At 43.4% G+C, this 1341-nt stretch carries 1 protein-coding gene and 1 pseudogene; both read left to right on the top strand.

Going from position 1 to position 1341, the window contains the following annotated elements; genetic code table 11:
* A pseudogene (locus F6K53_RS42855) lies at positions 1 to 130 on the top strand (IS607 family transposase); the annotation flags it as partial.
* The gene (locus tag F6K53_RS42850) at positions 108 to 1205 is read left to right on the top strand and encodes a transposase (protein ID WP_293086699.1); all 1098 of its coding nucleotides are present in this window, start codon (positions 108 to 110) and stop codon (positions 1203 to 1205) included. The pseudogene F6K53_RS42855 and the gene F6K53_RS42850, both read left to right, overlap by 23 nt.
* The last annotated feature ends 136 nt before the right edge of the window (positions 1206 to 1341 follow it).

Genomic DNA, 1341 nt, shown 5'->3' with positions numbered 1-1341 from the left:
TAAAAGCTGTCCCGAATCCGAGCTCACCGCAGATCTTCTCTCCATCATTCACGTCTTCTCTTGCCGAGTCCACGGACTTAGGAAATACGGTCAAAAAATCAAAGAAGATTCGTCTGTTCCTAAACCCTGAGCAGCGTACGCTAATCCGTAAGTGGTTCGGAGTGTCCCGTTACGTTTTCAATAAAACAGTCAAAATACTTCAGGATGGCGAGGTTAAAGCCAACTGGAAGGCTATCAAGACTGGCATATTAAACGACCTACCCGAGTGGTGCAAGGAAGTTCCTTATCAAATTAAATCGATAGCGATAAAGGACGCTTGCACCGCTGTCAGGGAGGCAAAGAAAAAGTACAAGAAAACGGCAGAAATTAACCGAGTAAGGTTTAGGTCTCGAAAGAACCCTATTCAGTCTTGCTATATCCCAAAATCAGCAGTTTCAGCAGTAGGGGTATATCATACCAAACTAGGGAAAATAACATACTCCGAGATTTTGCCTTCAGAAGTGTGCGATTGTAGACTAACCAGTAATAACGGGAATCATTATTTAGTAGTTCCCCACAAAGTAGCTGTATCACATACCGAAAACCAAGGTAGAGTAGTTGCTTTAGACCCTGGGGTCAGAACTTTCATCACTTTCTTCAGCGAAACATCTGTAGGGAAGATTGGGCATGGAGACTTTTCAAGGATCCAGCGACTCTGCCAACACCTGGATAATTTACTGTCTAAGATCAGTAAAGCCAATGGTGGGCAAAAGCGCCGGATGAAGAAAGCCGCCAGACGAATGGTTATAAAAGTTCAAAACTTAATCAATGAGCTTCACCACAAGACAGCTAGATTCTTAGTTGACAACTTCGATGTAATTCTTCTTCCTACATTTGAGACGTCTCAAATGTCAAAAAAAAGGAACAGAAAGATTAGATCTAAAACCGTTCGTAATATGCTTACCTTCGCTCATTATCGTTTCAAAGAATTTCTAAAGCACAAAGCTCAAGAGACGGGGAAAGTAGTGCTAGATGTTTGCGAAGCTTACACCAGCAAAACTGTTAGCTGGACAGGCGAGCTGATAAATATAGGCGGAAGCCAAACTATTAAATCAAAAGTTGATGGACTCGTCATGGACAGAGATATCAACGGCGCTCGGGGGATATTCCTCAGAGCCTTGGGAGATACCCCCTGGCTGCGAGAGCAGCTTGCATTAGTGGGCTAAAGTCTGCCTTGGTAGATTTTGGTAGCTAAAAAGTATCGGCATACCAAACCAAAGGATTTCATCCCAGATTCGGTTACCCCTATCTATGGTAGACTTGACCACTGAGGGGTTGGATGGGATTGAGGAAGTGATTTTC

The sequence above is a fragment of the Moorena sp. SIO4A1 genome (genome assembly GCF_010672065.1).
In the GTDB taxonomy this organism is placed as follows: Bacteria; Cyanobacteriota; Cyanobacteriia; order Cyanobacteriales; family Coleofasciculaceae; genus Moorena.
Note: the sequence above shows the minus strand (reverse complement) of the source record. Positions and strands in the feature narration are given on the sequence as shown.